A 24665-nucleotide genomic window follows, 5' to 3' on the forward strand; every position below is an offset into this window, starting at 1 on the left:
GATTAACTAAAAATGGCCGGGATATCCCGGCCATTTGCGTTTATAGCGACTGAATCACCCGTTTGAGTAAGCGAATTCTTGGCTCAATGCTGTCCAGTTCCAGATACTCAGACGCACTGTGGAAACCAGCCCCTATTGGCCCAAAACCGTCCAGAGAAGGGATCCCCAACGCTGCGGTATGGTTCGCATCGGAACCGCCGCCGACGGACTTCCAGCGCACGTCGATACCTTCTGCGGCCCCCGCTTGTTCAACCAGTTGCATGAGTTGTTCTGTTTCGGCAGAGGGCGTCATGGCTGGTTTTTGAGACTGCAATTGAACGAGGGTTTTCACTTCTCGCTCGAACTCGCGTTTGCCGAATGCCTCAATTGCCGCATGTACGCGCGCATATTCATCGTTATCCTGGAAGCGGACATCAACAATCATCTCCGCATGGTCAGGCACGATATTTGGCACTACGCCTCCGGAAATGACACCTGTATTGATGGTGGTTCCTTTGGTGATATCCGCCAGATCACTGATTTCCAGAACGGCACGCGCCAATGCTTTAATAGCGGAGCGGCCTGATTCAGGGTCATTACCGGCATGCGCCGCGACGCCTTTAAACGTCAGTTTATAGCCAGCAATCCCTTTACGCGCTTTCACTAAAGACCCGTCAGCCCTTGCAGCTTCACAGACCAGCACACAGCGGCTACGTTTTGCCAGTTCGCCAATCCAGTGATGAGAGTGCACCGAACCGGTTTCCTCATCAGGATTCATGGCGACACCAATGGACAGCCGTTGCAGTGTGGCTTTATCCATTCCACGTAGCGCCCAAAGAATATTGAGCAAGCCGCTTTTCATATCTGACACACCGGGGCCAAAGGCTCGATTTCCCTCAATACTGAACGGACGCTCTGCAACGGTTCCCTCTGGGAACACGGTATCCATATGGCCGACAAGCAGCACATCGTATTGAGTGGCATCCGGCTTGTTGGTGGCAAACAGGCCCGGACCGACTTTATCGCCCAGAGGAATGCTGTCACACTGCCAACCTTCGGCCTCGTACCATTGCTGAAAAATCTGGCTTACCTGAGCCACACCATCAATCGTTGCCGTTCCACAGTCGATATTAACGACCTTCTTTAGCTCTTGAAGGTACTGTTTTAATTCCATGGTTAACTCCTAAATCATAATTCGCATGATTAACATGGCACCGAAAGCATTCAGCACCGAAAGGGCAATCATTAAAGGAATGCGTTTGGCTGGGATGCCTACCACGCCGAGAATGCGTCCTGCGTATTGCACCTGTGAACCCATCAGGTAGATGGCGGGAGCGAGGATGGCCAGATGGCTACCGGTGAGAATACCCTTCTCAAACAAACTGATAGCAACACCGATTCCACCACCCATCGACATCCAACCGCCGATGAGCACGGCTGCTGCTTCACCCGGCAATCCAAAGACTTTCATGACCGGGCCAAATAGCCAGGCCATGCCTGCTAACGCTCCGGTAAGCTCCAGCGCATAAATAATAATGAATGCCATCAGAACGTTAGGCAGAGTGCTGGTTGTTGCGATGGTCCAGCCTTTACGAGCACCGGCAACAAAGACATCGGTGATCATCGGTTTAGTGGTTTCAGCCATGTTGCACCTCGGCACTTTGCTTACGTTCAGAGAGCGTTAAAATCAGGCGCATCAGATTGGCGCCAACAATTTTCATGATGAACATCACCGCAACGCACAGGCCAATTGAGGCTGGAACGGCATGTGTCCCGTCAACGGCCAGCAAGGTGAACAGCACCGCACCTGATGAGAAAAAGTTAGTGATCATCGCACCGGCAGAAAACTGGAACATCGTGAACACGGTTTTCTCTTTTTCCGTGATTTGGCCTTCGTCAGCTAAGACGCGCGTTAAAGAAGCGCCAACATCGGTACTTTGCAGGCTGCCAATCAGCGCAAGACCGGTAGAGCCAGGGATGCCGAGCAGTGGGCGTAACAGAGGAGTGAGCAGTTTGCGGGCCGCGTTCAGCGCGCCGTAATGTTCCAGTACGTTTATCATGCCCAGAGCGAACATAACGGCTGGGATAAGACCAAAAGCGAACAGAAAACCATCCATTGCGCCGTGTCCGCCTTTTCCGCGAAAGGCTGATTTCGCGACTTCAACGGTATCGCCTTGCGGAGTGACGTCGGTCACTACCTTGCCAAATGCGCCGTTTAGCGTGGTGAAGTCAAACACACCCCACCATTCTTTACCGCCCAATAGGCCGGAAAAGAACACCATCGCGAAGAGCAAAGCGACATAGGCACCAGGTCCAACACGTGCATTTTTGGGATCAACAGAACCTTCCATAAATCATTTCCTTATGTCAGTGAGAGAGTGCTGCACTCCGATGCTAAAAGCGGGAAATGATTGGCAACATGACGATGATCAAGCCGAGTGGCTTACTGGCAAGGGAAGGGGGATTGTTGTGATGGTAAGCACAATAGCCTTTGCAAATAATAGGTTATTGCGCTTGTCAGGATTTGGTTTTCTACAATTAGATAAGCAGTGGCAGTGTTGCACTGGCCGTTTGCTGACTGGTGGCTGCGTACCGGCTATCGTGGTTTGCCAGCTCACTGACTAACACTTCCACCAGCAACATGGCCCCCACTTTGGCATCTAATGCCCCAGCGCTCAACGGTCCTTCAGGTTTTGCCGCGACCAGCAGTAAATCGGCGAGATCGGCAAGTGGGCTACGCAAAGTATTGCTCAGTAGCAGAACGCGGGCATGGCGGTTTTTGGCAAGCTTCACGACATGAAGCAAATCTTTGGTGGAACCCGAACTGGAAATGACCACCACAAAATCTCGCTCGCTAAGCGTAGTTGCATTCATTGCAGCACGATGCATATCGCTGTACAGCTGCGCATATTTGCCCATTCGCAGTAATTTGTAGTGCAAATAATCACCGATGATCGCGCTGGCTGCGACGCCATAAATTTGCACTGAAGCCGCCTCGTGAAGGGCAATTCCCGCCTGATGCAGAACATCGCGGTTCAAGAGCTTTCCGGTATCTCTGAGTGCTTGCACCGACCCCTCCACCAGCTCGCCAATGCTATCTTCGCTTGCGGGAACGGGTGGCTGTTGTTGCTGAACATCCAGCGCTAACGCCATCTTGAACTCGGTATATCCCTTACAGCCTAAATGGCGACACAGGCGAGTGACGCTGGCTTCGCTGGTTTCGCTTTCCCGGGCAAGCTCGGTGATGGTCAGATACAGCACCTTCTGGGGTTGTGAAAGGATGTAATCCCCCAACTTTTGCAATGTTGGGCTAAAGCCTGGCAAACCCTGGCGCAAGTGCAGTAATAAATTCCCATTCTCTGTCATCGGACTCATCTCACAACCTGATTCAAACTGCCCATAGTGTGGAGTAAAGCCCCCCTGGAGTACTAGCAGATTCGATTAATTGTGAGCTGGATCTTACTGATGGTAATAATTTTCAGTGATTGATGTTTGTTGTGGTAATAATTTTCACCACAACAACTCAGCAGGAAGAAAATTTATGTCAGTTTTTAGTGGAGCCTCATCAGGGGGCTGGTTTGAAAAAGCGCAACGTTTCGGAAAGTCCTTCATGTTACCCATTGCCGTACTTCCTGCTGCTGGGCTTTTACTGGGGATTGGCGGGGCGTTATCAAATCCGAACACCGTAGCGGCTTATCCCTATTTAGATGTTGCCTGGTTACAGGGCATTTTCACGATCATGGCCAGCGCAGGGTCAATTGTTTTTGCCAACCTGGCCGTGCTGTTTGCCGTTGGGGTTTCCGTTGGCCTGGCGAAGGGCGATAAAGGGACTGCGGGGCTTGCGGCGTTACTGGCATATCTGGTGATGAATGCCACCATCAATGCGTTACTCACTCTGGGGGGCAAATTGGCTGCAACCAACCCCGGTGCCGTTGGGCAGGGGATGGCGTTGGGTATTCAGACCCTTGAAACGGGGGTATTTGGCGGTGTGGTCATCGGGATTGTCACTTCCCTTTTGCACAATCGCTATAACAAAATTGCGCTGCCACAGTTCCTGGGGTTCTTTGGCGGTTCCCGGTTTGTGCCAATAATCAGTTCTCTGGTGGCCATTTTGGTCGGCGCCGCGATGACAATCATCTGGCCTCATTTCCAGAAGCTCATTTTTGGAATGGGTGGGCTTGTGGATGCCACAGGTTATCTGGGCACCTTTATTTATGGTTTCGTGCTGCGCATGCTTGGCCCGTTCGGCCTGCACCATATTTTCTATTTGCCATTCTGGACAACAGCGTTGGGTGGTTCCGAGATTGTTGGCGGTCACCTGGTTGAAGGAACGCAACGTATCTTCTTCGCACAGTTGGCCGATCCGAATACTCAGCAGTTTTATGTCGGAACGTCACGCTTTATGTCCGGGCGCTTCATCACGATGATGTTCGGCCTGATTGGTGCGTGTCTGGCGATGTACCACACCGCGAAACCGGAAAACCGCAAACGTGTTGCTGGTTTGCTGCTGTCTGCTGCGTTGACCTCGTTCTTAACAGGCATTACCGAGCCAATCGAGTTCTCTTTCCTGTTTATTGCACCTGTACTGTATGTGATTCACGCTGTATTCGATGGCCTGGCTTTCATGCTGGCGCATATCCTGCACATTACCATCGGTCAGACATTCTCTGGCGGCTTCATTGATTTCATCCTGTTTGGCGTGTTGCAGGGTGAGGCAAAAACTCACTGGTTATACGTGCCGCTGGTGGGGATTCCGTGGTTCTTCCTCTACTACTTCACATTCCGCTTTGTGATTACTCGTTTTAACTTCAAAACGCCAGGCCGTGAGGATGCAGGTAGTGAAAGCAACGTTCAGGTTGCTGAAGGCGAACGCTCTGCACAAGTTATCGTGGCACTCGGTGGCAAAGAGAACATTGTTGAACTTGATTGCTGCGCCACACGCTTGCGCGTCACCTTGCACGATGGCGAACTCATCAACGAAGCTCTGTTGAAAGAAACAGGAGCCCGAGCCGTTATTAAACGCGGTAATGGAGTGCAGGTTATTTACGGTCCGCACGTCACCATCATTAAAAACGAAGTAGAGGAACTGCTAGCCTTATGAAACCATCCATGATGTTACAAATTCAGGGAAAACTGATTGTCTCCTGCCAGGCACTGGAAAACGAGCCGTTACATAGCGCGTTCATCATGTCGAGAATGGCGCTGGCGGCAGCGCAAGGTGGGGCTGCGGCAATTCGAGCGAACAGTCTTATTGATGTACAGACAATTATGGATACCGTTGATTTACCTGTTATTGCCATCATCAAGCGTGACTATCCGGGCAGTGATGTTTACATCACAGCCACGCTCAAAGAAGTGGATGAGCTGATGGCCGCAAAACCGGCGATGATTGCGATGGATGCCACAGGACATGAGCGTCCAGGTGCACATGATTTGCAAAGCCTGGTCGTCGCTATTCGCCAGAAGTATCCCGATCTTTTGTTAATGGCTGATATTGCGACTGTTGAAGAAGCACAAACGGCGGCTGAACTCGGTTTTGATTGTGTCGGCACGACGCTACACGGCTATACATCAGAAACAAAAGGGCAAATTCTTGCGCATAATAATTGCCAGTTCCTGCGGGATGTTCTGGCAGCCGTTGATGTGCCAGTGATTGCTGAAGGCAATGTTGAAACACCTGAAATGGCTGCACATTGCCTGACTTTGGGTGCTCATGCGGTCGTGGTGGGTGGGGCGATAACGCGTCCCCAACAAATTACGCGCCGCTTCGTAAACGCTATCGCGACCGTGAGTTAGTGGTAGCCGTAACGGGTCCAGTCTCCCCCTGATTGGGCTCGTTACACCGTTACGCATGATCTCAACCGCCACATCTGCGATAATTACTTTTTAGAACAATTATCAGAGATGACTATGCAGTACCCGATTAACGAGATGTTCCAGACCCTGCAAGGGGAGGGCTATTTTACTGGTGTGCCCGCCATTTTCATTCGCCTGCAAGGCTGCCCGGTGGGCTGCGCGTGGTGCGATACTAAACACACCTGGGATAAACTCGCAGATCGTGAAGTCTCTCTGTTCAGTATTCTCGCCAAAACCAAAGAGAGCGATAAATGGGGTAATGCCAGCGCAGAAGATTTGCTGGCGATATTCCAGCGTCAGGATTACACCGCACGCCACGTGGTCATCACCGGAGGAGAACCGTGTATTCACGATCTCACTCCGCTCACCGCGTTGTTTGAGCACCACGGTTATAGCTGCCAGATTGAAACAAGCGGCACGCACGAAGTGCGTTGTACTGCGGGAACCTGGGTAACGGTATCCCCGAAAGTGAATATGCGTGGTGGCTACGACGTACTTTCTCAAGCTTTGGAACGTGCCGACGAGATTAAGCATCCCGTGGGGCGACTGCGTGATATTGAAGCGCTCGACGAATTGCTGGCAACTCTGGTGGATGATAAAAAACGCGTTATCGCCCTACAGCCTATCAGCCAGAAAGAAGACGCGACGCGTCTGTGTATCGAAACCTGTATCGCCCGTAACTGGCGGCTTTCGATGCAGACGCACAAGTATTTGAACATCGCTTAAAACGAGAAAGGCACCTTTACGGTGCCTTTCTTTTAACCTTTATACACGCAACCGGCGGTACAGGTTTCTTTCACCATTACTGCGCTTAGCAGCGGTACAATCGGTTTCATTTCGTCCCAAATCCATTTCGCCAGTACTTCGCTGGTCGGATTCTCAAGACCTGGAATATCATTCAGATAGTAATGATCCAGTCGGTTATAAGTCGGTTTAAACGCGGCTTTCAGCTCAGAAAAATCCATAATCCAGCCGGTATACGGATCAACCTCGCCAGTGATTTCCAGGCGCACCATAAATGAATGGCCATGTAAGCGACCGCATTTATGGCCTTCAGGGACATGTGGCAGGCGGTGAGCGGCTTCGAAGGTAAAATCTTTAAACAGGGTAGTGGACATGATGGAGTCTCTTTCAAAATAACGCGGCATAGTACCGGAAACGACTATTTCACGCATTAACTATAGTCATTACAGTCTGTGGTGAGTCGCTTCCTTGTTCCCTTTTAAATATTAATTATTGTTTATCAATTGGTTAGGTAATCACTTTTGCCGTTATGGATTACCCGTAAAAGTGGTTAGTCGTTTTTGTTATTTGTTATTTCTATCCCTTCTTTAATTGTTATTATCCCGATGGTTAACCTTACCCTATGAATGCTTTTTACCGTTGATGTTTAAAAACGGATCTTTTGCTACTGGAACCCACAACGCATGACAACTCAGGCTCCACCGACCGCATTGCTGCCGCTAACCCCGGAGCAACTGGCACGCCTCCAGGCGGCGACAACAGATTTCTCGCAGACTCAGCTGGCCTGGATATCGGGCTATTTCTGGGGAATGATCAATCAACAACCGGGCAATGTTGCTGCGGCACTGCCAACTGCGGCTGAAGTACCGGCTATCACACTGATCTCAGCTTCCCAAACCGGGAACGCACGCCGCGTCAGCGAACAACTGCGCGATGATCTGCTGGCAGCTAAACTGAACGTCAATCTGGTGAACGCGGGCGACTATAAATTCAAACAAATAGCCCAGGAAAAGCTGCTGATTGTCGTGACGTCAACGCAGGGCGAAGGTGAGCCACCAGAAGAAGCGGTTGCGTTGCACAAGTTCCTGTTCTCGAAAAAAGCCCCGAAACTTAACGGTACAGCGTTTGCTGTATTTAGCCTCGGTGATACTTCTTACGAATTCTTCTGCCAGTCCGGTAAAGACTTTGATTCCAAACTCGCGGAACTCGGTGGTGAGCGCTTGCTGGATCGCGTGGATACTGATGTTGAGTTCCAGCCCGCAGCAGCGCAATGGCGTGCAAAAATTGTCGATGTTCTGAAATCCCGAGTACCCGCAGAAACTCCGGCACAAGCAGCGTTGACCTCGACAGGCGCAGTGAACGAAGTTTTCACCAGCCCATACACGAAAGAAGCACCGCTGACGGCAACGCTTGCGGTGAATCAGAAAATAACGGGCCGTGATTCAGAAAAAGACGTGCGCCACTTTGAAATCGACCTGGGCGATTCCGGCCTGCGCTACCAGCCTGGCGACGCACTGGGCGTCTGGTATCAAAACGATCCTGCACTGGTAAAAGAACTGGTTGAATTGCTGTGGCTAAAAGGCGACGAGAGCGTCACGGTCGATGGCAAAACGCTGCCGCTGAGTGAGGCGCTGGAGTGGCACTTTGAGCTGACCATCAATACCGCGAATATCGTTGAGAAATACGCTCAGGTGACCCGCAACACGGCGCTGCTGGATTTGGTGGGCGATAAAACCAAACTGCAACACTTCGCTCAAAGCACACCGATTGTCGATATGGTGCGTTACGCTCCGGCAGAATTAACGGCCGAACAGCTTATTGATTTGCTGCGCCCGCTGACGCCGCGTCTGTACTCCATCGCGTCTTCACAGGCTGAAGCCGAAAGCGAAGTTCACATTACCGTTGGCGTGGTGCGTTATGACATCGAAGGCCGTGCCCGTACCGGTGGCGCATCCGGCTTCCTGGCGGATCGTCTTACAGAAGACGGCGAAGTGCGCGTGTTCATCGAACACAATGATAACTTCCGCCTGCCAGCTAACCCGGAAACACCGGTCATTATGATTGGCCCAGGTACGGGTATTGCTCCGTTCCGCGCCTTTATGCAGCAGCGCGAAAACGACGGTGCAACGGGTAAAAACTGGCTGTTCTTCGGTAACCCACACTTTGCCGATGATTTCCTCTATCAGGTGGAATGGCAGCGTTACGTCAAAGATGGCTTGCTGACCAACATCGATCTTGCCTGGTCCCGCGACCAGCAACACAAAATATACGTACAAGATAAACTGCGCGAAAAAGGCGCGGAACTGTGGAACTGGATTAAAGAAGGTGCCCACATTTACGTCTGCGGCGATGCGAATCGCATGGCAAAAGACGTTGAGCATGCATTACTGGAAGTGGTAGCCGAGTTTGGTGGTATGGACACTGAAACGGCCGATGAATTTTTAAGTGAGCTGCGCGTTGAGCGCCGTTATCAGCGAGATGTCTACTAATGAGCGAAAAACACCCAGGACCATTAGTGGTCGAAGGCAAGCTGTCTGACGCCGAGCGTCTGAAACGCGAAAGCAATTATCTGCGCGGTACTATTAAAGAAGATTTGCAGGACGGGCTGACTGGCGGCTTCAGAGGCGATAACTTTTTGCTGATCCGTTTCCACGGTATGTACCAGCAAGACGATCGTGATATTCGTGCTGAACGTGCTGAACAAAAACTCGAACCGCGCCACGCCATGATGCTGCGCTGTCGTCTGCCGGGTGGGATCATCACCACTGAGCAATGGCGCGCGATTGATAAATTTGCCGAAGACAAAACCATTTACGGCAGCATTCGTCTGACTAACCGCCAGACTTTCCAGTTCCACGGCATTCTGAAAAAGAACGTGAAACCGGCTCACGAAATGCTGCACGAAGTCGGGCTGGATGCGCTGGCAACCGCTAACGACGTGAACCGCAACGTGTTGTGTACTTCAAACCCGGTGGAGTCTGAACTACACCAGGAAGCGTACGAGTGGGCGAAAAAGCTCTCCGAACACTTGCTGCCGCGCACCCGTGCTTACGCTGAAATTTGGTGGGATCAAGAGAAAGTCGCAACCACCGATGAAGAGCCAATCCTGGGCGAAACCTATTTGCCGCGTAAGTTTAAAACCACAGTCGTCGTGCCGCCGCAGAATGACGTCGATCTTCATGCCAATGACATGAACTTCATCGCGATTGCCAAAGACGGCAAACTGGTGGGCTTCAACCTGCTGGTGGGTGGCGGTTTGTCTATTGAACACGGTAACAAAGCGACGTATGCGCGCACCGCGAGCGAGTTTGGTTACATTCCGCTGGAACACACGCTGGCGGTAGCGGAAGCCGTTGTCACCACGCAACGCGACTGGGGCAACCGTACCGACCGTAAGAATGCAAAAACTAAATACACCCTTGAGCGCGTCGGCGTTGACGTGTTCAAAGCTGAAGTTGAGCGTCGTGCGGGCATCACTTTTGAGCCGACTCGCCCGTATGAATTTACCGGACGTGGCGATCGCATTGGTTGGGTGAAAGGAATTGATGATAAATGGCACCTGACGCTGTTTATCGAAAATGGCCGTATTCTGGATTATCCGGATCGTCCGCTGAAAACAGGGCTGATGGAGATCGCGAAGATCCACAAAGGTGACTTCCGCCTGACCGCCAACCAGAACCTGATCGTCGCAGGGGTTCCTGCTTCTGAGAAAGCTGCGATTGAGAAAATTGCGAAAGAAAGCGGCTTGATGAACGCGGTGAAGCCACAACGTGAAAACTCGATGGCCTGCGTCGCCTTCCCGACGTGCCCACTGGCAATGGCTGAAGCTGAACGTTTCTTGCCGCAGTTTGTGACTAAAGTGGAAGAAGTGCTGGAAAAACACCATGTGCCAGATGAACACATTGTGACGCGTGTAACAGGCTGCCCGAACGGCTGTGGACGCGCGATGCTGGCAGAAATCGGCCTGGTGGGTAAAGCGCCTGGGCGCTACAACCTGCATATCGGGGGCAACCGAATCGGCACACGTATTCCGCGTATGTACCGCGAAAACATTACTGAACCCGAGATTCTGGCATCTATTGATGAACTGGTTGGACGCTGGTCGAAAGAGCGTGAAGCGGATGAAGGCTTTGGTGATTTCACCATCCGTGCCGGGATTATTCGCCCGGTGCTCGATCCGGCTCGGGATTTGTGGGACTAATTTTCCCCTTCGCCCTCACCCTAACCCTCTCCCTCAGGAGAGGGGATCGTCCGGTTTTCTCCTTTTCTTGAGGGAGAGGGGATTGCATTGTTTTCCCCCTCTCCCTGAGGGAGAGGGCCGGGGTGAGGGTCAATATTAACAAGCGAGGCACGTATGTCGGTACTCGATTTAAAAGCGCTGAACGAATTGCCCAAAGTCGAACGCGTGATGGCGTTGGCCGAGGCCAACACTCAGCTTGAAAAACTCACCGCCGAACAGCGCGTAAGCTGGGCGCTGGAAAACTTGCCGGGCGAGTTTGTGCTGTCCTCAAGCTTTGGTATTCAGGCGGCGGTAAGCCTGCATTTAGTCACCCGCCAGTTTCCGGATATTCCGGTTATCCTGACCGACACCGGTTATCTGTTCCCGGAAACCTACCAATTTATTGATGAACTGACCGACAAACTGAAGCTGAACCTGAAAGTATTCAGTGCGAAGGAAAGTGCGGCCTGGCAAGAAGCTCGCTACGGTAAATTGTGGGAGCAAGGTGTTGAAGGCATTGAAAAATACAATGACATCAACAAAGTGGAGCCGATGAACCGGGCACTGCGTGAATTGAACGGGCAAACCTGGTTTGCGGGTTTGCGCCGTGAACAATCGGGTAGTCGTGCGAATTTACCCGTGCTGGCGATTCAACGTGACGTGTTTAAAATTCTTCCGATCATCGACTGGGATAACCGCACGGTTTACCAGTATCTGACCGCCAATGGCCTGAAATACCACCCGTTGTGGGATCAGGGTTATCTCTCCGTTGGCGACATCCACACCACACGTAAGTGGGAAGAAGGTATGGCGGAAGAAGAAACCCGTTTCTTCGGTCTCAAGCGTGAATGCGGGCTACACGAAGGTTGATTTATCGCTTTGTATTAGCCCTCTCTCTTTTAGGGAGGGGGCGAAAAGATCCTCTAATTTCGGTATAACCGATTTTTCTGCCCATTCCTTTCCCCGAGTTACCAATAACTGACACCAATCAACAACTCACTAATTAATTGCTGATTAGTTAATAAAGTTACACATCAGGTTGGCATATTTAAAATTTTTGGTGAATCCTGCAACTTGCTAGTAAAGGAGTTTTTTAGTTCTATAAACTCAAAGAGTTAACGCACTTTAAAAATCGAAGAAAACTGGTGAATTTTTTCTTCTAAAAAAACATGCAGATCAAAGAGTTATTTTAAGGGTGTTCCCTGCGCCAGCGGGGATAAACCGTGATAGTTATTCTGGTAGCGCTGCATCATGCGGTGTTCCCCGCGCCAGCGGGGATAAACCGGGCGCTACCATCACCGCTAATACACAGATAACGTGTTCCCCGCGCTAGCGGGGATAAACCGTTTTACACGCTCAATAATGGCATATCAAAAGCGTGTTCCCCGCGCTAGCGGGGATAAACCGAATATATCGAAAAATACTATGCCGGCGTCCAGGTGTTCCCCGCGCTAGCGGGGATAAACCGGCACCAAAAATACCGGCAACGATTTCGGCGTCATGTTCCCCGCGCTAGCGGGGATAAACCGGAGCAAATCATTTGCAGTCGCAGTTTTGGCGAGTGTTCCCCGCGCAGCGGGGATAAACCGAGATAACACAAGACTGTCGTAATAGGGGCGGTGTTGCGATGTAAAAAAGCCCCTCACGGGGCTTAGTGACGATTCATGGTGGTATCGTAAAAATCATCATCATCGCGGCGACCAATACCGCACACAATCACGGTAACTGTTTTATCGTTTACCTCATAAACGAGGCGATAACCCACGCTTTTTAGTTTGATTTTGTAGTGGTCTTTACCGCCGTGTAATTGAGATCCCGGTATGCGTGGCGCTTCTAAAACTTCGGCTAACTTTTTTTTAAACTGTGCTTTAACTGTGTGGCCGAGCTTTTTCCACTCTTTGAGTGCAGAGGGTTTGAACTCAAGTTCATAGCTCATCAAGGCTAACCTTAATTCCTTTTTCATCTGCGCGTTCCTGCGCAATCCGCATTAATTCCATATCTTCGCGGATCTCAAGTAAAGCGGCATATTCAGCCACTGGCACACAGTAAAAAGCGGGTTCGTTACGATTTAGAATGACCACCGCGCCGCCTTCACCGGCTTGAACCGTCCCCATAGGGTCTTTTTTCAAGTCGGTAATATTTGCTGCAACCCTGCTAAGGATATTGAAAGGCATAGTGTGATACCTCTATTGAAAGAGTGTTTAATATAGCACCCTTAAAGGTGCTTTATAAAGTGCTTTTAAGGTTTTTTTTCCTTTAAGATGGAAGCCATAATGCATATTATTATCGGCGAATGAATTGATAACTTGTCCAGCCATTTCTATTTATCCGCAGCAATAAAGTTGACGGAAATCTTCCCCACTTCTGCGGAAATAAACCAACAAATCATCATCTTAAAAGAACGTCTCTCTAGTTCTTATTGATTAATAATCTTAAATAAAAACATTCATTAGTATTTGTAACTTATTAATAAAGAATTCGATTAACCGACCGTTATCACAAACCAATTTGTTCATTTGCGTTCTATTAGCCGCCTCATGTTTATTCGGTAATCGTTAATGAATCACCCATCTGGCTATTTCTGTTATTGGGGAAAAACACGCCGTAAAAGCGACCTTGAAGGGGCTGCTTACCATTTATTGCCCTGGCACAGCCTGGATGTTGCGGCATGTGGCTGGCAGATGGTGATGAGTAACCACTTTCACGCGGCGGAAATTTTTGCTGAACTTGGGTTTGCTCGCGATGAGGCAGCACGCTGGTTTGCATGGGTTCTTGGTGCTCATGATCTTGGAAAATTTTCTCGAGGTTTTCAGCAGCAATGTAGCGAAATTCATCCTTTATTAGTCCCACCAGTCAGTGGAAAAAGTTATCACGGTGATCATGATTCACTGGGTTACTGGTTGTGGAAGGATTACCTGGAACCTCGCTGGAAAGAGGATGTTTGTCATGCTGTTCCTCCCTGTGAGCAGAAAAGACTTTTCGGGTATGCACTGGAGTCTTGGTTCAGTATCGCGACGGGCCACCACGGAAAACCGCCAAAAACTGAAAATGAAGTAAAAGGATCGTTGGCTTTTACTGCAGAAGATAAAATTGCAGCGGAAACCTGGCTGGCCGATTTGTCGCAGTTGCTTGGCATCGTCGCCTTACCGGAATGCTTTGCCGACAAGGCCTGGCGGGAAAAGTTAAAACAGCAAAGTTGGTTGCTGGCTGGGTTGACTGTGTTGGCCGACTGGATGGGTTCGAACCAGGCTTATTTCCCGCTTGTGAGCGATGTTCTTCCTCTTCCCGATTACTGGCAACAAGCGCAAAGTCAGGCGCAGCAAGTATTACAGCAATTACACGTTCCCTCTGCTATCGAGCCCTTTGATTCTCACCTGGCGCTATTCCCCTTTATTGAACATTTGACACCGCTCCAGCAAAAAGCGCTGGAGATAGATATTTCTGCACCTGGCCCGCAATTGTTGGTTCTGGAAGATGTCACCGGTGCCGGGAAAACAGAGGCTGCGCTTATTCTGGCGCACCGCCTGATGTCTGCCGGAAAGGGCGATAGCCTGTATGTTGGGCTCCCCACGATGGCGACATCAAACGCCATGTTTCGCCGCCTTTCTTTGGCTTATCGCGCTTTATTTACCCAAAACAGCACACCTTCGCTAGTTCTTGCGCATGGCGCTCGTCATATGTCTGATGCGTTTAATCATTCATTGTGGAGTGGCGAAAACCACGGGCAGCATCAGTATGCGGCAGATGAAAGTGCGGCGAGCAGTGCTTGCAACGCGTGGTTTGCTGATTCCCGGAAAAAATCTCTGCTGGCTGAAGTCGGGGTCGGTACGCTTGATCAAGCATTAATGGCGGCGATGCCTTTTAAACATCAGTCGCTCCGGCTGCTTGGGCTTTTTGGCAAACTACTGATTTTAGATGAAGTCCATGCTTATGATAGTTACATGGTTCGCCTGCTTGAAGGGCTGCTTACCTTCCATGCTGCTCAGGGCGGTAGTGTGATAATCCTTAGCGCGACATTGCCTTATTCACTGCGTAACAAATTACTGCGGGCATTCCAGAAGGGGACGGGAGGCAAATTACCTGCCCCTGATCCAGATGCGCAATATCCGTGGTTTTCATTACTAACAACCGAATCTCTTCATGAAAGTTTTACGCCCACGCGCCCCGACGTTGCCCGTGAGGTTGGCGTTGCATGGCTGACGCAAGCGGAACAGGCAGTTGAACTGATTGAGCAAGCTGTAAACGACGGGCAGTGCATTTGCTGGATCAGAAACACGGTGGATGAGGCGGTAGAGGTATATCGCCAACTCAATGAACGCGGGAATATTCCGGCGGAAAATTTGTTGCTGTTCCACAGTCGCTTTGCGTTTGTTGACCGAATGAGCATCGAAACTCAGGCGCTGGACCAATTTGGCAAAGAGAGCACGGCAGCCACCCGGCGCGGCAAGGTGCTTATCGCCACGCAGGTTATTGAGCAAAGTCTCGATATCGATCTCGACACTATGATTAGCGATCTGGCTCCGATTGATTTGCTGATTCAACGCGCTGGCCGCCTGCAACGGCATCAGCGTGGCCCGCGAATTCCTCCCGTGCTCCATATTTTTGCGCCTGAGTGGCAGGCCGATCCTCAACCTGACTGGTTAAAAGAATCCATTCCAGGGACGAGTTTTGTCTATGGCGATCATGCTTGCCTGTGGCGGACGCAGCACATCTTGCGGGTAAAGGGGGGAATTCGAATGCCGGAAGATGCCCGTGAGTTAGTCGAAACGGTGTATACGGGATTGATTGCTGCACCAACTGGTTTGCAGCGGGCGAGTAACGACACCTATGGCAAAAATCTCAGTGCCAGTGGGGCAGCGGCTCAAACGCTGCTTCGACGCGATAATGGCTACGAGCGGGCTGCCAGTGATTATCCCTGGGATGATGTAGAGCTAACGACTCGTTTGAGTGAAGACACTACCGATCTCTATCTGGCCTGGCAAGACGGTGAACCCTATGCCGAGGGCGAGGCTTATGCCTGGGAGCAAAGCCGGGTGTCTGTTCGTGACTCACTATGGAGAAAAATGGCGGCCAATATCCCGCATCTGGAGGGCGATGCCCTGGAGCAGCTGCGGCTAAAAATTCGCAATCCGGGGGCGCAGGTGGCGCTGCTGGAGAGAGGAAAGGTGTCAGAGTTTTATAGTAACGAATCAGGTCTGCTGAATGATGCAGATAAATAAAAGGGAGTTTTATGCAGGAGAAAACACATGTTTTCACTGATCGCTGATCCCTGGCTACCCGCTATCGACCGTAGCGGGCAGCACAGGAAAATATCACCACGGCAGATTTTCGATAACGATATTGTTGAGCTGGCCTGGCCGCGTGCAGATTTCCAGGGGGCCGCTTATCAGTTGCTGATTGGCCTGATGCAGACCACGATCCCACCGCGGGATAAACAAGAGTGGGATGATATCTGGGACGACGGCATTGAGCCGACATGCTGGCATGAGGCGCTGGAAGGGGTTGCAGAAGCCTTCAATTTTGGCCCGCAGAAACCTGCATTTTTGCAGGATTTCGACACGTTACCCGTTGAGTCCTCGTCGATATCCGGCCTGCTGGTCGACGCGCCTGGCGGCAATACGCTGAAGCTCAATAAAGATCACTTTGTTAAACGAAGTCTTTACCAGCAATTTTGCCCGCACTGTGCCGCGATGGCGTTGTATACCGTGCAGACCAATTCCCCTGCTGCTGGGGCTGGATTTCGCACCAGTATGCGTGGCGGCGGGCCAATGACCACGCTGCTGATGCCGCGGCAAAAAGACGCCGCGCTGTGGCGGAAAATTTGGCTAAATGTGATGCCTACGCGTGACGAATGGCAAAAAGAACAATTACCCCTGATTTTCCCCTGGCTGGCAGCGACTCGCAGCAGCGAAACCCCGAAAAACATTGTCACGCCAGAAAACTCCCACGCACTTCAAGCTTACTGGGGAATGCCACGCCGTCTGGAGATTGATTTCAGCCAAACGCAGCCGGGTGAGTGTGATTTATGTGGAGAAATGCACGAAAGCTTGCTGACCAAAATCCGCAGTAAAAACTACGGCGTGCAGTACGACTCATGGACCCACCCTCTCTCACCTTATCGCCGGGCAGCAAAAGACATCGCAGCGCCGATGATCCCGTTAAAAGGGCAGCCTGGCGGGCTGGCTTATAAAGACTGGCTCGGGCTGGTGGTTGAGTCGGAAGAGAAGCTCAACTGCACGTTTCCCGCCAAAGTGGTTCGTATGAATACGGTGCCAAAACTGACTCACCTCTGGTGTTTCGGCTATGACATGGATAACGCCAAAGCACGCTGCTGGTATGAACATCACCTGGCGTTGTCCACGTTGCCAAAAGAGCATCAGGCAGAGCTAAAAGATCTGTTGCAACTGGCCGTTGAGCTTGCAACCGGTACTCTACCTTTATTGCGTTATGCGCTAAAAGAAGCCTGGTTTGAAACCCCAAAAGAGGCGAAAGGTGACTTTGGCTTCATTGATACCGCTTTCTGGCAGCAAACCGAAGCTGATTTCAGCGCGTTGTGGAAATCCCTTAACCAATATCCATCAGCCACACAGCCTGAAGCGCGTGAGGCTTTGCGCCTCTGGCACACATCGCTACGGGATTATCTGTTCCAGGCATTCGATGAGCGCGCTTTTACTAACCCAGATGACGTTGCAGACCTCACGCGTATTCTGCGCGCCAGATTAAATCTCAATAAAAATTTCAATAAACAGAAATGTTTAAAAGTGTTGTTGCAGCAAACGCATGAATGCGAGGAGAAACAGGATGTTTGAAGTTGATACCGCAAAACCGGTGATACTCACCGATCCGGCTGCTGCAAAAGTGCTGCGCCAGTGGTTTGATTTTTTGCAGGAACGCAATAACCAGCGTCAGGGGGTGGCGACGAATGGCCGAGCCTGGCGTGCTGAATTACGCCGCAGTGCTCAACCTTTCGGAGCACTAACCACCACTGCATTTTTTCAACTAAACCAGTCGCTTTCCACCACAACGCGCTTACGGCAGAGCGATACCTTCGCGCTGGCAATTGTGGCTTATGTTGTCTCTCATGTACGAAATGATGATCCAAAGACCAGTTTTGCACGTCAGCTTGGCGAAAAAATCAATGGATCGAATCCTTGCCTGTCTCGCTTGCGTTTTGATCGCCTGTTAGCTGTAAGAACCCCAACTGAGTTATGCAGCCAGCTCACGCGGGCCGTGAAATTGCGGGGTGATAAGGGCGTCAATATCGTTTCATTAGCCGACGGCATTATCCTCTGGATGCGTGAATGGCAGGAGAGGGAAGAAAACCGGCCAGCCGACAACAATCCGTTTAAGCGTTTCAGTGTGCGCTGGGCCAGTGAATATCTGCTGGCGACCGAAAAATAATCTTTTAAATTAATGGAATAATTATTATGACGACGTTTATTCAGCTTCACATTCTTACCGCTTATGCTCCGTCTAATTTGAACCGTGACGATACCGGTCGCCCGAAAACCGCCATTATGGGTGGCGTTGAGCGCCTGCGTGTTTCATCGCAAAGCCTGAAACGAGCCTGGCGTACTTCCGAAGTTTTTGAAGGTGCATTAAGTGGCCATATTGGTACCCGTACTCGTCGCCTCGGAAGAGAGATATTTATTAAGCTCGATAATGCGGGCTTGGGAAAAATTGCCGAATATTCAGCAATGGCGATTGCTAAACAATTTGGTGCAGCGAAGAAAGACGAGAAAAACGCGAAAGATCTTCATGCCAAGTACGATATTGAACAGCTCGTTCATATCAGCCCAGAAGAGCATCAGGCGATTGAAGACCTGACCGCAGTGCTCATTGACCAAAAGCGTGAACCGAACGAAGAAGAATTAAAACTACTGCGTGCAAACGCACAAGCGGTGGATATTGCTCTGTTTGGCCGCATGCTGGCCTCGTCGCCTGGATTCAATGTGGAAGCCGCCTGCCAGGTGGCACATGCGCTGGGGGTAAGTGCCGTCACAGTTGAAGAGGATTTCTTTACTGCTGTTGATGATCTAAATGGAAAAGAAGATTCAGGTTCAGCTCACATGGGGGAGCAAGGCTTCGCCTCGGCACTTTTCTACAGCTACATCTGCATTAGCCGCGACTTGTTGCTGGAAAATCTGGGGGGTAACGAAGAACTGGTTCAACGTACTCTACGTGCACTGACTGAAACCGCGTTAACTGTTTCTCCGGGTGGTAAACAAAACAGTTTTGCTTCTCGCGCCTGGGCTTCTTATGTGATGGCTGAAAAGGGCGCGCAGCAACCGCGGGCGCTATCGGTCGCATTCTTCAGCCCGGTACGTGGCGAAGATCAGCAGACTCAAGCCATTACACGCTTGCAACAGCAGCAACAGAAATTCACTCGCGCTTATGGGCTGCAGGCCAACGAACATCGCTATGAAATGAATGTGGAATCGGGCGACGGCACCCTTCAGGAACTGCTGAACTTTGTCAGCCAGTAAGGAGTGATGATGTCCCGATATCTGATCTTCCAACTCTATGCACCGCTTGTTTCCTGGGGGGAGGCCGCTGTGGGCGAAGTTCGCCACACCTCGACGGTCCCCAGCCGTTCTGCTTTGCTTGGCTTGCTGGCGGCGGCGTTAGGCATTAAGCGGGAAGACGAACAGCAAATTCAGTCTTTTAATCAGCATTATCAATTTGCTATCAGGCCGCTTTCATCACGCGAGCAGTGGCTGCGTGATTACCACACGGTTCAGGTGCCGAAAGAGAATCGCAAGCGTCGTTACTACACGCGCCGCGATGAACTGATTCTTTCATCGGAAGAGCCCGGAACCATGCTGACTTCACGTGAGTACCGTTGTGATGCCTGTTATCACATCGCGGTACGGGAAACACCCGATGCACCTTTTGCACTTGAGGCGTTAGCTGCGGCGTTACGGATGCCCGTTTTTCCCCTTTATCTGGGGCGAAAATCCTGCCCGCCTGCTTTGCCATTAAACCCGCAGATTATCGAGGGAACGCTGGCGGAGGTGTTCCATAAAGCTTATGGCGACAGCAGCTACGGTTTTCATTGTGAAGAACTGGCAGCGATTAGCTCAGCGCAGTTATTTTGCGTCTGGGAAGGTGAACATGAAGGTGTATCTGAATTCGCCACTCAGCAACGTAGCGATCAACCCCTCAGCCGGGCTCGCTGGCAATTTACTACCCGCGTTCAGCATTCGGGCAATCTCACGGAGGAGTGCTGATGTTTCTTTCCCGAGTCTCACTTGATTTGACGAGAATGCCCTCCGGCATGTGGCAAAAATGGCAGAGCGCACATTCCTACGCCAGCCACCAATGGCTATGGCAGCTCTTTGCAGATCAGAGTGAAAGGAAGTTTTTATTTCGCCATGAATCCACCCCGCAAGGAGCGCATTTTTATCTGCTCTCGGAGGTTGCACCTGTTGCCGAAGATTCTCTGTTTTCTATTAGTAGCAAGCCATTCATGCCTCAACTTGTGGATGGAATGACGCTGACGTTTGCTTTGCGTGCAAATCCAGTGGTGACACGTAACGGCAAGCGAAGCGATGTCTTAATGGATGCAAAGTACCAGGCCAAACTGCAAGGTACAGACCCGAGTGAATTCGCAGCCAGACAAAATGAAGCCGCATTTGCCTGGTTAAAAGCTCAGGGTGAAAGAGGGGGCTTTGCTGTTGAGCCACAGGACGTGCAAGTTGTCGGCCAGCAGCGCCAGCGCTTTACCCGTAAATCCGGAGAGCGGCCCATAACATTCACCACCGTGGATTTTGCCGGATGCCTCAAGGTGACGGATGCTCCACTCTTTATGCAGACGCTCAGAAACGGGTTGGGTAAAAGTAAAGCGATGGGCTGTGGGTTGATGCTGATTCGTCGGGGATAAATATGAGTTATATCCCTTTGTCTCCCATCCCACTGAAAGATCGTACTTCAATGATATTTCTGCAGTACGGGCAAATTGATGTTATCGACGGTGCTTTTGTTTTAATCGATAAAACGGGGATACGTACGCATATTCCCGTGGGATCGGTGGCCTGCATCATGCTCGAGCCGGGTACCCGTATTTCTCATGCGGCGGTGCGACTGGCTGCAATGACAGGAACGCTGCTTGTCTGGGTGGGGGAGGCTGGAGTGCGAATGTATGCCAGTGGCCAGCCGGGCGGTGCTCGATCGGACAGGTTGTTGTACCAGGCAAAACTGGCGCTGGATGAAGATTTGCGTCTGAAAGTGGTTCGCAAGATGTTTGAATTGCGTTTTGGTGAACCAGCGCCCAGCCGACGCTCCGTTGAGCAACTGCGGGGTATTGAAGGTGTTAGGGTGCGACAGACCTATTCATTATTGGCTAAACGGTATGGCGTAAAATGGAATGGTCGACGTTACGATCCCAAAGATTGGGAAAAAGGTGACGTGATAAATCAATGTATCAGCGCAGCGACTTCATGTTTATACGGGATAACTGAAGCCGCTATTCTGGCGGCAGGCTATGCGCCAGCCATCGGTTTTGTCCATTCAGGTAAACCACTTTCATTTGTCTATGATATCGCCGATATCGTGAAATTTGATGGTGTTGTGCCTGTCGCGTTCGAAATAGCTGCCCGCAATCCTGCAACCCCTGATAAGGATATTCGACTGGCCTGCTGTGATGTTTTCCGTAGCCAAAAAACACTGGCACGACTCATCCCGCTAATTGAAGAAGTGCTTGCGGCAGGTGAAATAGATTTGCCTGCACCTTTTGCAGATGCACAGCCCCCTGCAATTCCCGAACCTGTTTCATTGAGCGATGCGGGGCACAGAGGGTAGCGGTATGAGCATGATCGTTGTTGTTACTGAGAATGTGCCTGCGCGGCTACGGGGTCGGCTTGCAGTTTGGTTGATCGAAGTGAGAGCTGGAGTATATGTGGGAGATGTGTCTCGTAAAGTTCGTGAAATGATTTGGCTGCAGATTTCTGAGCTGATGGAGGCTGGAAATGTTGTGATGGCCTGGGCGGTAAACAGCGAGTCAGGATTTGACTTTCAAACATTGGGCGAAAACAGACGTATGCCGGTGGATCTTGATGGACTGAGATTAGTTTCGTTTTACCCTGTTGAAAATCAGTGAGTTATGGTTCTTTAAAAATAAGGAAAAGTTGGTGGAATTTTCGTGACTGAAAAATCATTGTAGATCAGTCATATACGCTAAGAGTGTTCCCCGCGCCAGCGGGGATAAACCAGGCGCGGAACGGTGCGCGGCGAACGGTTAGAAGTGTTCCCCGCGCCAGCGGGGATAAACCGCGTGATGACGTGTTGCGTCTCGCGCTTCTTGTGTTCCCCGCGCCAGCGGGGATAAACCGTTCGATGCTGATGTCGATAACCTTCGCGCTTTGTGTTCCCCGCGCCAGCGGGGATAAACCGAGCCGCAGCACCTAACAGCACAACCTGACGTAGTGTTCCCCGCGCCAGCGGGGATAAACCGAAATCGCTTATATCTGGCGTGATCACCCTAACGTGTTCCCCGCGCCAGCGGGGATAAACCGAGACATGACCATGGCAAAAACCGTACTTATACGTGTTCCCCGCGCCAGCGGGGATAAACCGTGGACGTTAGGGATACCCGCGTAGATTTCCGGGTGTTCCCCGCGCCAGCGGGGATAAACCGCGGGCCGCTTCCTGGCACATTTCACGAACGCCGTGTTCCCCGCGCCAGCGGGGATAAACCGACCGAGCGGGCGATTTTGTCTGATTACAGCCTGTGTTCCCCGCGCCAGCGGGGATAAACCGGGCGGGCGCGACCCACTGCTGCCTAGTGCGTTGTGTTCCCCGCGCCAGCGGGGATAAACCGGCTCCTACGCTCTCTATCCCGTCATCAAATCGTGTTCCCCGCGCCAGCGGGGATAAACCGGCCGGATTGCCACGCGCCAGACATGAGGCAAAGTGTTCCCCGCGCCAGCGGGGATAAACCGAAATGTTCAGCGGTGTACCGACCGTGTGCGGGGTGTTCCCCGCGCCAGCGGGGATAAACCGCAGATTTCTGGCGGGGGATCGCCGGGCGTTGTGTGTTCCCCGCGCCAGCGGGGATAAACCGTGCATTACGCTTATCATCTTCATCAATAATACGTGTTCCCCGCGCCAGCGGGGATAAACCGCCACGCTCACCCCCTTCATCTTTGCGCGTGTGCGTGTTCCCCGCGCCAGCGGGGATAAACCGCTGGTCCACGCGCAGGGGTCAGGTCTGCGCATGTGTTCCCCGCGCCAGCGGGGATAAACCGGAGCCGAGATATGAAACACTGGATTTCAGTCGGTGTTCCCCGCGCCAGCGGGGATAAACCGAGTCAGTATCCGGCGTATGTCTGCCACAGGTGGTGTTCCCCGCGCCAGCGGGGATAAACCGATTGAGTCATCATTTTCAATGCCCAATGGATGGTGTTCCCCGCGCCAGCGGGGATAAACCGGGTGCTACAGCAGACGATGTAGAAATTCTGGAGTGTTCCCTGCGCCAGCGGGGATAAACCGCGCGGAGGAATCCGGGCAAATGATGGCGCAGTGGTGTTCCCCGCGCCAGCGGGGATAAACCGGACAACAACGTTAACTCCGCCTTTTACATGACGTGTTCCCCGCACCAGCGGGGATAAACCGGATTTTGACGATAACGCGAAAATTACGGATGAGTGTTCCCCGCGTCAGCGGGGATAAACCGAACGGACCGACAATCAGCGCAGCATTGTCATTGTGTTCCCCGCCCAGCGGGGATAACCGACAACCAATCGCATGGAATTAGCACCAGAGCAGTATTTCCCGCCCCTTTATTTCCCCGCTTTCGCCAACTCTTTCACTAATGGCAGCATCACGCGCACGACATCATGGCTGCGTTTCTCGATGCGATGCGGTAACCATTTATCCAGATATTGTTGGTTATCAATCAAGGCATTATGCCAACTGCTTCCATCAGGGAACGCTTTACTTTTTGCCCGTTGCTGATAGCCATCTTTCTTGCCAAGTGACCAGTTGGTCGCTTCCACCGATAGCACCGGGATCCCGGCTTTATCAAACACGTCTGCATCACTACAGCAGCCTGTGCCTTTTGGATACTTGGTATTAGTGCCTGGATTGGTCGTCGCCTGAACATGCAGCTGGCGCGCCAGCGCTAATGCACGGTCACGCGTGAGTTTGCTGACGGCCGCCGGCGTCGATTTACCGCTATTGAAATAGAGTTTGTCGCCGACAATCAGGTTATCGAGATTAATCACCAGCAGCGTATTTTTCTTCTCGCTGGCCGTCATGCGTTTCAGGACATCTTCCGCACCCAGGGTGCCAATTTCTTCACCGCTGGTAGCGATAAAACGGATGCCATAACGTGTCGGGATATCTTTCAGACGGGTGGCGAGTTCCAGCATCACGCCAAGGCCTGAAGCATTGTCATCCACGCCCTGTAGCGTCAAACCACCAAGGTTGTTATTCACATCGTTATCGTTGAGCGGCGAATACGTATCGAGATGCGCCATGATAATAATTTGCTGGGGATTAATACCTTCCCGTGCAGCAATCACTGAGCTTGCGCTGACGTTATGCCAGCTCTGATGACCCTCTTTAGTGGTGTACAGATAACGGGTGTTAAAGCGGCGAATATCACTTTGGTAGCCAAGTTGGCTAAATTGCTGATTGAGGTAATCCGCAGCCATCATTTCCGCAGGGCTACCTGTCATTCTCCCTGGAAACATCGTGGCGATATGGCGCGTTTGTTGTCCGGCGATTTCACCTGGTGGCGAAGTGTTTGCAAATGCCGGTGAGGTACAGCAAATCCCTAACGCCAGGCTGGTAAGCGTTTGGCGCAATGCGGAAAACATAGTGGGTCCTTTTTAAATGGGAAATTTTTTGCCCGTATAGTATGAAA

General features: G+C 51.4%; 22 protein-coding genes and 2 CRISPR repeat arrays. Of the genes, 14 read left to right on the forward strand and 8 right to left on the reverse strand.

Translation table 11 applies throughout. From position 1 onward, the window contains the following. Positions 1-40 precede the first annotated feature (40 nt). From RHD99_RS04370 to RHD99_RS04385, 4 genes are all read right to left on the reverse strand, one after another. Entirely contained in the window at positions 41-1153 is a 1113-nt protein-coding gene (locus RHD99_RS04370) for a M20 family metallopeptidase (RefSeq protein ID WP_309877598.1), read from the reverse strand. A 9-nt stretch (positions 1154-1162) separates the two neighbouring features. Continuing rightward, positions 1163-1624 carry a YjiG family protein gene (locus RHD99_RS04375; RefSeq protein ID WP_183270439.1) on the reverse strand — a complete coding sequence of 154 codons (462 nt, stop codon included), beginning with the start codon at positions 1622-1624 and terminating at the stop codon, positions 1163-1165. Further along, on the reverse strand, positions 1617-2330 hold the full coding sequence (locus RHD99_RS04380) for a nucleoside recognition domain-containing protein (RefSeq protein WP_183270438.1): 714 nt from the start codon (positions 2328-2330) through the stop codon (positions 1617-1619). The genes RHD99_RS04375 and RHD99_RS04380 overlap by 8 nt, the downstream gene beginning before the upstream one ends. A 187-nt stretch (positions 2331-2517) precedes the next feature. Beyond that, a complete protein-coding gene (locus RHD99_RS04385; protein ID WP_309879067.1) occupies positions 2518-3345 on the reverse strand; it encodes a MurR/RpiR family transcriptional regulator in 828 nt (275 codons plus the stop codon). Between the two features lie 175 nt (positions 3346-3520). On the opposite strand from RHD99_RS04385, the gene RHD99_RS04390 reads away from it, so the two are divergent. The 3 genes from RHD99_RS04390 (at position 3521) to queE (ending at position 6561) form a co-directional block, all read left to right on the forward strand. Next, complete coding sequence (locus RHD99_RS04390; protein WP_309877604.1) at positions 3521-5080, forward strand: PTS transporter subunit EIIC; 1560 nt, start codon at positions 3521-3523, stop codon at positions 5078-5080. Positions 5081-5088: 8 nt separating this feature from the next. Continuing rightward, positions 5089-5775 carry an N-acetylmannosamine-6-phosphate 2-epimerase gene (locus RHD99_RS04395; protein ID WP_374708456.1) on the forward strand — a complete coding sequence of 229 codons (687 nt, stop codon included), beginning with the start codon at positions 5089-5091 and terminating at the stop codon, positions 5773-5775. 114 nt (positions 5776-5889) lie between these two features. Next, entirely contained in the window at positions 5890-6561 is a 672-nt protein-coding gene (gene queE, locus RHD99_RS04400; RefSeq protein ID WP_183270435.1) for a 7-carboxy-7-deazaguanine synthase QueE, read from the forward strand. A gap of 32 nt (positions 6562-6593) precedes the next feature. On the opposite strand, the gene queD is transcribed toward queE, so the two are convergent. After that, the gene (queD, locus tag RHD99_RS04405) at positions 6594-6953 is read right to left on the reverse strand and encodes a 6-carboxytetrahydropterin synthase QueD (RefSeq protein WP_183270434.1); all 360 of its coding nucleotides are present in this window, start codon (positions 6951-6953) and stop codon (positions 6594-6596) included. Between the two features lie 309 nt (positions 6954-7262). Between queD and cysJ the strand changes: the two genes are divergently transcribed. The 3 genes from cysJ to cysH all read left to right on the forward strand — a co-directional run bounded on the left by cysJ (position 7263) and on the right by cysH (position 11668). Continuing rightward, positions 7263-9068, forward strand: a complete 1806-nt coding sequence (gene cysJ / locus RHD99_RS04410) for an NADPH-dependent assimilatory sulfite reductase flavoprotein subunit (protein ID WP_309877608.1) — start codon at positions 7263-7265, stop codon at positions 9066-9068. Further along, positions 9068-10780: an assimilatory sulfite reductase (NADPH) hemoprotein subunit gene (gene cysI / locus RHD99_RS04415; protein ID WP_309877609.1), complete on the forward strand. Its 1713-nt coding sequence runs from the start codon at positions 9068-9070 to the stop codon at positions 10778-10780. The genes cysJ and cysI overlap by 1 nt, the downstream gene beginning before the upstream one ends. Before the next feature lie 153 nt (positions 10781-10933). Next, a complete protein-coding gene (cysH, locus tag RHD99_RS04420; RefSeq protein WP_309877610.1) occupies positions 10934-11668 on the forward strand; it encodes a phosphoadenosine phosphosulfate reductase in 735 nt (244 codons plus the stop codon). A gap of 325 nt (positions 11669-11993) precedes the next feature. Then, positions 11994-12327: direct repeats of the CRISPR family, unit length 29 nt; unit sequence GTGTTCCCCGCGCTAGCGGGGATAAACCG. 122 nt (positions 12328-12449) lie between these two features. On the opposite strand, the gene RHD99_RS04425 is transcribed toward cysH, so the two are convergent. Both RHD99_RS04425 and RHD99_RS04430 read right to left on the reverse strand, forming a co-directional pair. Next, positions 12450-12734, reverse strand: coding sequence for a type II toxin-antitoxin system RelE family toxin (locus RHD99_RS04425; RefSeq protein WP_309879069.1), 285 nt, complete (start codon positions 12732-12734; stop codon positions 12450-12452). Then, on the reverse strand, positions 12724-12972 hold the full coding sequence (locus tag RHD99_RS04430) for a type II toxin-antitoxin system Phd/YefM family antitoxin (RefSeq protein WP_309877611.1): 249 nt from the start codon (positions 12970-12972) through the stop codon (positions 12724-12726). Before RHD99_RS04430 ends, RHD99_RS04425 begins: the two co-directional genes overlap by 11 nt. A 384-nt stretch (positions 12973-13356) precedes the next feature. On the opposite strand from RHD99_RS04430, the gene cas3 reads away from it, so the two are divergent. Genes cas3 through cas2e form a run of 8 tightly spaced genes read left to right on the forward strand, consistent with a single transcriptional unit; the run spans position 13357 to position 21896 of the window. Continuing rightward, positions 13357-16017 (forward strand): CRISPR-associated helicase Cas3', encoded by a 2661-nt coding sequence (gene cas3 / locus RHD99_RS04435; RefSeq protein WP_309877613.1) that lies wholly within the window; start codon positions 13357-13359, stop codon positions 16015-16017. A 27-nt stretch (positions 16018-16044) separates the two neighbouring features. After that, positions 16045-17607, forward strand: coding sequence for a type I-E CRISPR-associated protein Cse1/CasA (casA, locus tag RHD99_RS04440; protein ID WP_309877614.1), 1563 nt, complete (start codon positions 16045-16047; stop codon positions 17605-17607). Continuing rightward, the gene (gene casB, locus RHD99_RS04445; RefSeq protein ID WP_309877615.1) at positions 17600-18199 is read left to right on the forward strand and encodes a type I-E CRISPR-associated protein Cse2/CasB; all 600 of its coding nucleotides are present in this window, start codon (positions 17600-17602) and stop codon (positions 18197-18199) included. Before casA ends, casB begins: the two co-directional genes overlap by 8 nt. A gap of 26 nt (positions 18200-18225) precedes the next feature. Next, positions 18226-19284 (forward strand): type I-E CRISPR-associated protein Cas7/Cse4/CasC, encoded by a 1059-nt coding sequence (gene cas7e / locus RHD99_RS04450; protein WP_309877616.1) that lies wholly within the window; start codon positions 18226-18228, stop codon positions 19282-19284. A 9-nt stretch (positions 19285-19293) separates the two neighbouring features. After that, complete coding sequence (cas5e, locus tag RHD99_RS04455) at positions 19294-20028, forward strand: type I-E CRISPR-associated protein Cas5/CasD (RefSeq protein WP_309877618.1); 735 nt, start codon at positions 19294-19296, stop codon at positions 20026-20028. Next, on the forward strand, positions 20028-20681 hold the full coding sequence (cas6e, locus tag RHD99_RS04460) for a type I-E CRISPR-associated protein Cas6/Cse3/CasE (protein WP_309877619.1): 654 nt from the start codon (positions 20028-20030) through the stop codon (positions 20679-20681). Before cas5e ends, cas6e begins: the two co-directional genes overlap by 1 nt. A gap of 2 nt (positions 20682-20683) precedes the next feature. Continuing rightward, complete coding sequence (gene cas1e, locus RHD99_RS04465; protein ID WP_309877620.1) at positions 20684-21598, forward strand: type I-E CRISPR-associated endonuclease Cas1e; 915 nt, start codon at positions 20684-20686, stop codon at positions 21596-21598. Positions 21599-21602: 4 nt separating this feature from the next. Continuing rightward, a complete protein-coding gene (gene cas2e / locus RHD99_RS04470) occupies positions 21603-21896 on the forward strand; it encodes a type I-E CRISPR-associated endoribonuclease Cas2e (RefSeq protein WP_309877621.1) in 294 nt (97 codons plus the stop codon). An 83-nt stretch (positions 21897-21979) separates the two neighbouring features. Beyond that, a CRISPR array of direct repeats spans positions 21980-23471; the repeat unit is 29 nt; unit sequence GTGTTCCCCGCGCCAGCGGGGATAAACCG. Positions 23472-23577: 106 nt separating this feature from the next. Here cas2e and RHD99_RS04475 read toward each other — a convergent pair. Continuing rightward, on the reverse strand, positions 23578-24618 hold the full coding sequence (locus RHD99_RS04475; protein WP_309877622.1) for an aminopeptidase: 1041 nt from the start codon (positions 24616-24618) through the stop codon (positions 23578-23580). Positions 24619-24665 lie beyond the last annotated feature (47 nt).

The sequence above is a fragment of the Buttiauxella selenatireducens genome (assembly GCF_031432975.1).
Taxonomy (GTDB): Bacteria; Pseudomonadota; Gammaproteobacteria; order Enterobacterales; family Enterobacteriaceae; genus Buttiauxella; species Buttiauxella selenatireducens.

Coding starts and splice junctions, on each gene's coding strand:
- cas2e (WP_309877621.1), top strand. CDS start 21,603: ATGAGCATGATCGTTGTTGTTACTGAGAATGTGCCTGCGCGGCTACGG.
- casB (WP_309877615.1), top strand. CDS start 17,600: ATGTTTGAAGTTGATACCGCAAAACCGGTGATACTCACCGATCCGGCT.
- RHD99_RS04385 (WP_309879067.1), bottom strand. CDS start 3,345: ATGACAGAGAATGGGAATTTATTACTGCACTTGCGCCAGGGTTTGCCA.
- casA (WP_309877614.1), top strand. CDS start 16,045: ATGTTTTCACTGATCGCTGATCCCTGGCTACCCGCTATCGACCGTAGC.
- RHD99_RS04380 (WP_183270438.1), bottom strand. CDS start 2,330: ATGGAAGGTTCTGTTGATCCCAAAAATGCACGTGTTGGACCTGGTGCC.
- RHD99_RS04370 (WP_309877598.1), bottom strand. CDS start 1,153: ATGGAATTAAAACAGTACCTTCAAGAGCTAAAGAAGGTCGTTAATATC.
- RHD99_RS04425 (WP_309879069.1), bottom strand. CDS start 12,734: ATGAGCTATGAACTTGAGTTCAAACCCTCTGCACTCAAAGAGTGGAAA.
- cas6e (WP_309877619.1), top strand. CDS start 20,028: ATGTTTCTTTCCCGAGTCTCACTTGATTTGACGAGAATGCCCTCCGGC.
- RHD99_RS04375 (WP_183270439.1), bottom strand. CDS start 1,624: ATGGCTGAAACCACTAAACCGATGATCACCGATGTCTTTGTTGCCGGT.
- cysH (WP_309877610.1), top strand. CDS start 10,934: ATGTCGGTACTCGATTTAAAAGCGCTGAACGAATTGCCCAAAGTCGAA.
- cas5e (WP_309877618.1), top strand. CDS start 19,294: ATGTCCCGATATCTGATCTTCCAACTCTATGCACCGCTTGTTTCCTGG.
- RHD99_RS04430 (WP_309877611.1), bottom strand. CDS start 12,972: ATGCCTTTCAATATCCTTAGCAGGGTTGCAGCAAATATTACCGACTTG.
- cas1e (WP_309877620.1), top strand. CDS start 20,684: ATGAGTTATATCCCTTTGTCTCCCATCCCACTGAAAGATCGTACTTCA.
- queD (WP_183270434.1), bottom strand. CDS start 6,953: ATGTCCACTACCCTGTTTAAAGATTTTACCTTCGAAGCCGCTCACCGC.
- cas7e (WP_309877616.1), top strand. CDS start 18,226: ATGACGACGTTTATTCAGCTTCACATTCTTACCGCTTATGCTCCGTCT.
- RHD99_RS04475 (WP_309877622.1), bottom strand. CDS start 24,618: ATGTTTTCCGCATTGCGCCAAACGCTTACCAGCCTGGCGTTAGGGATT.
- RHD99_RS04395 (WP_374708456.1), top strand. CDS start 5,089: ATGATGTTACAAATTCAGGGAAAACTGATTGTCTCCTGCCAGGCACTG.
- queE (WP_183270435.1), top strand. CDS start 5,890: ATGCAGTACCCGATTAACGAGATGTTCCAGACCCTGCAAGGGGAGGGC.
- cysI (WP_309877609.1), top strand. CDS start 9,068: ATGAGCGAAAAACACCCAGGACCATTAGTGGTCGAAGGCAAGCTGTCT.
- RHD99_RS04390 (WP_309877604.1), top strand. CDS start 3,521: ATGTCAGTTTTTAGTGGAGCCTCATCAGGGGGCTGGTTTGAAAAAGCG.
- cysJ (WP_309877608.1), top strand. CDS start 7,263: ATGACAACTCAGGCTCCACCGACCGCATTGCTGCCGCTAACCCCGGAG.
- cas3 (WP_309877613.1), top strand. CDS start 13,357: ATGAATCACCCATCTGGCTATTTCTGTTATTGGGGAAAAACACGCCGT.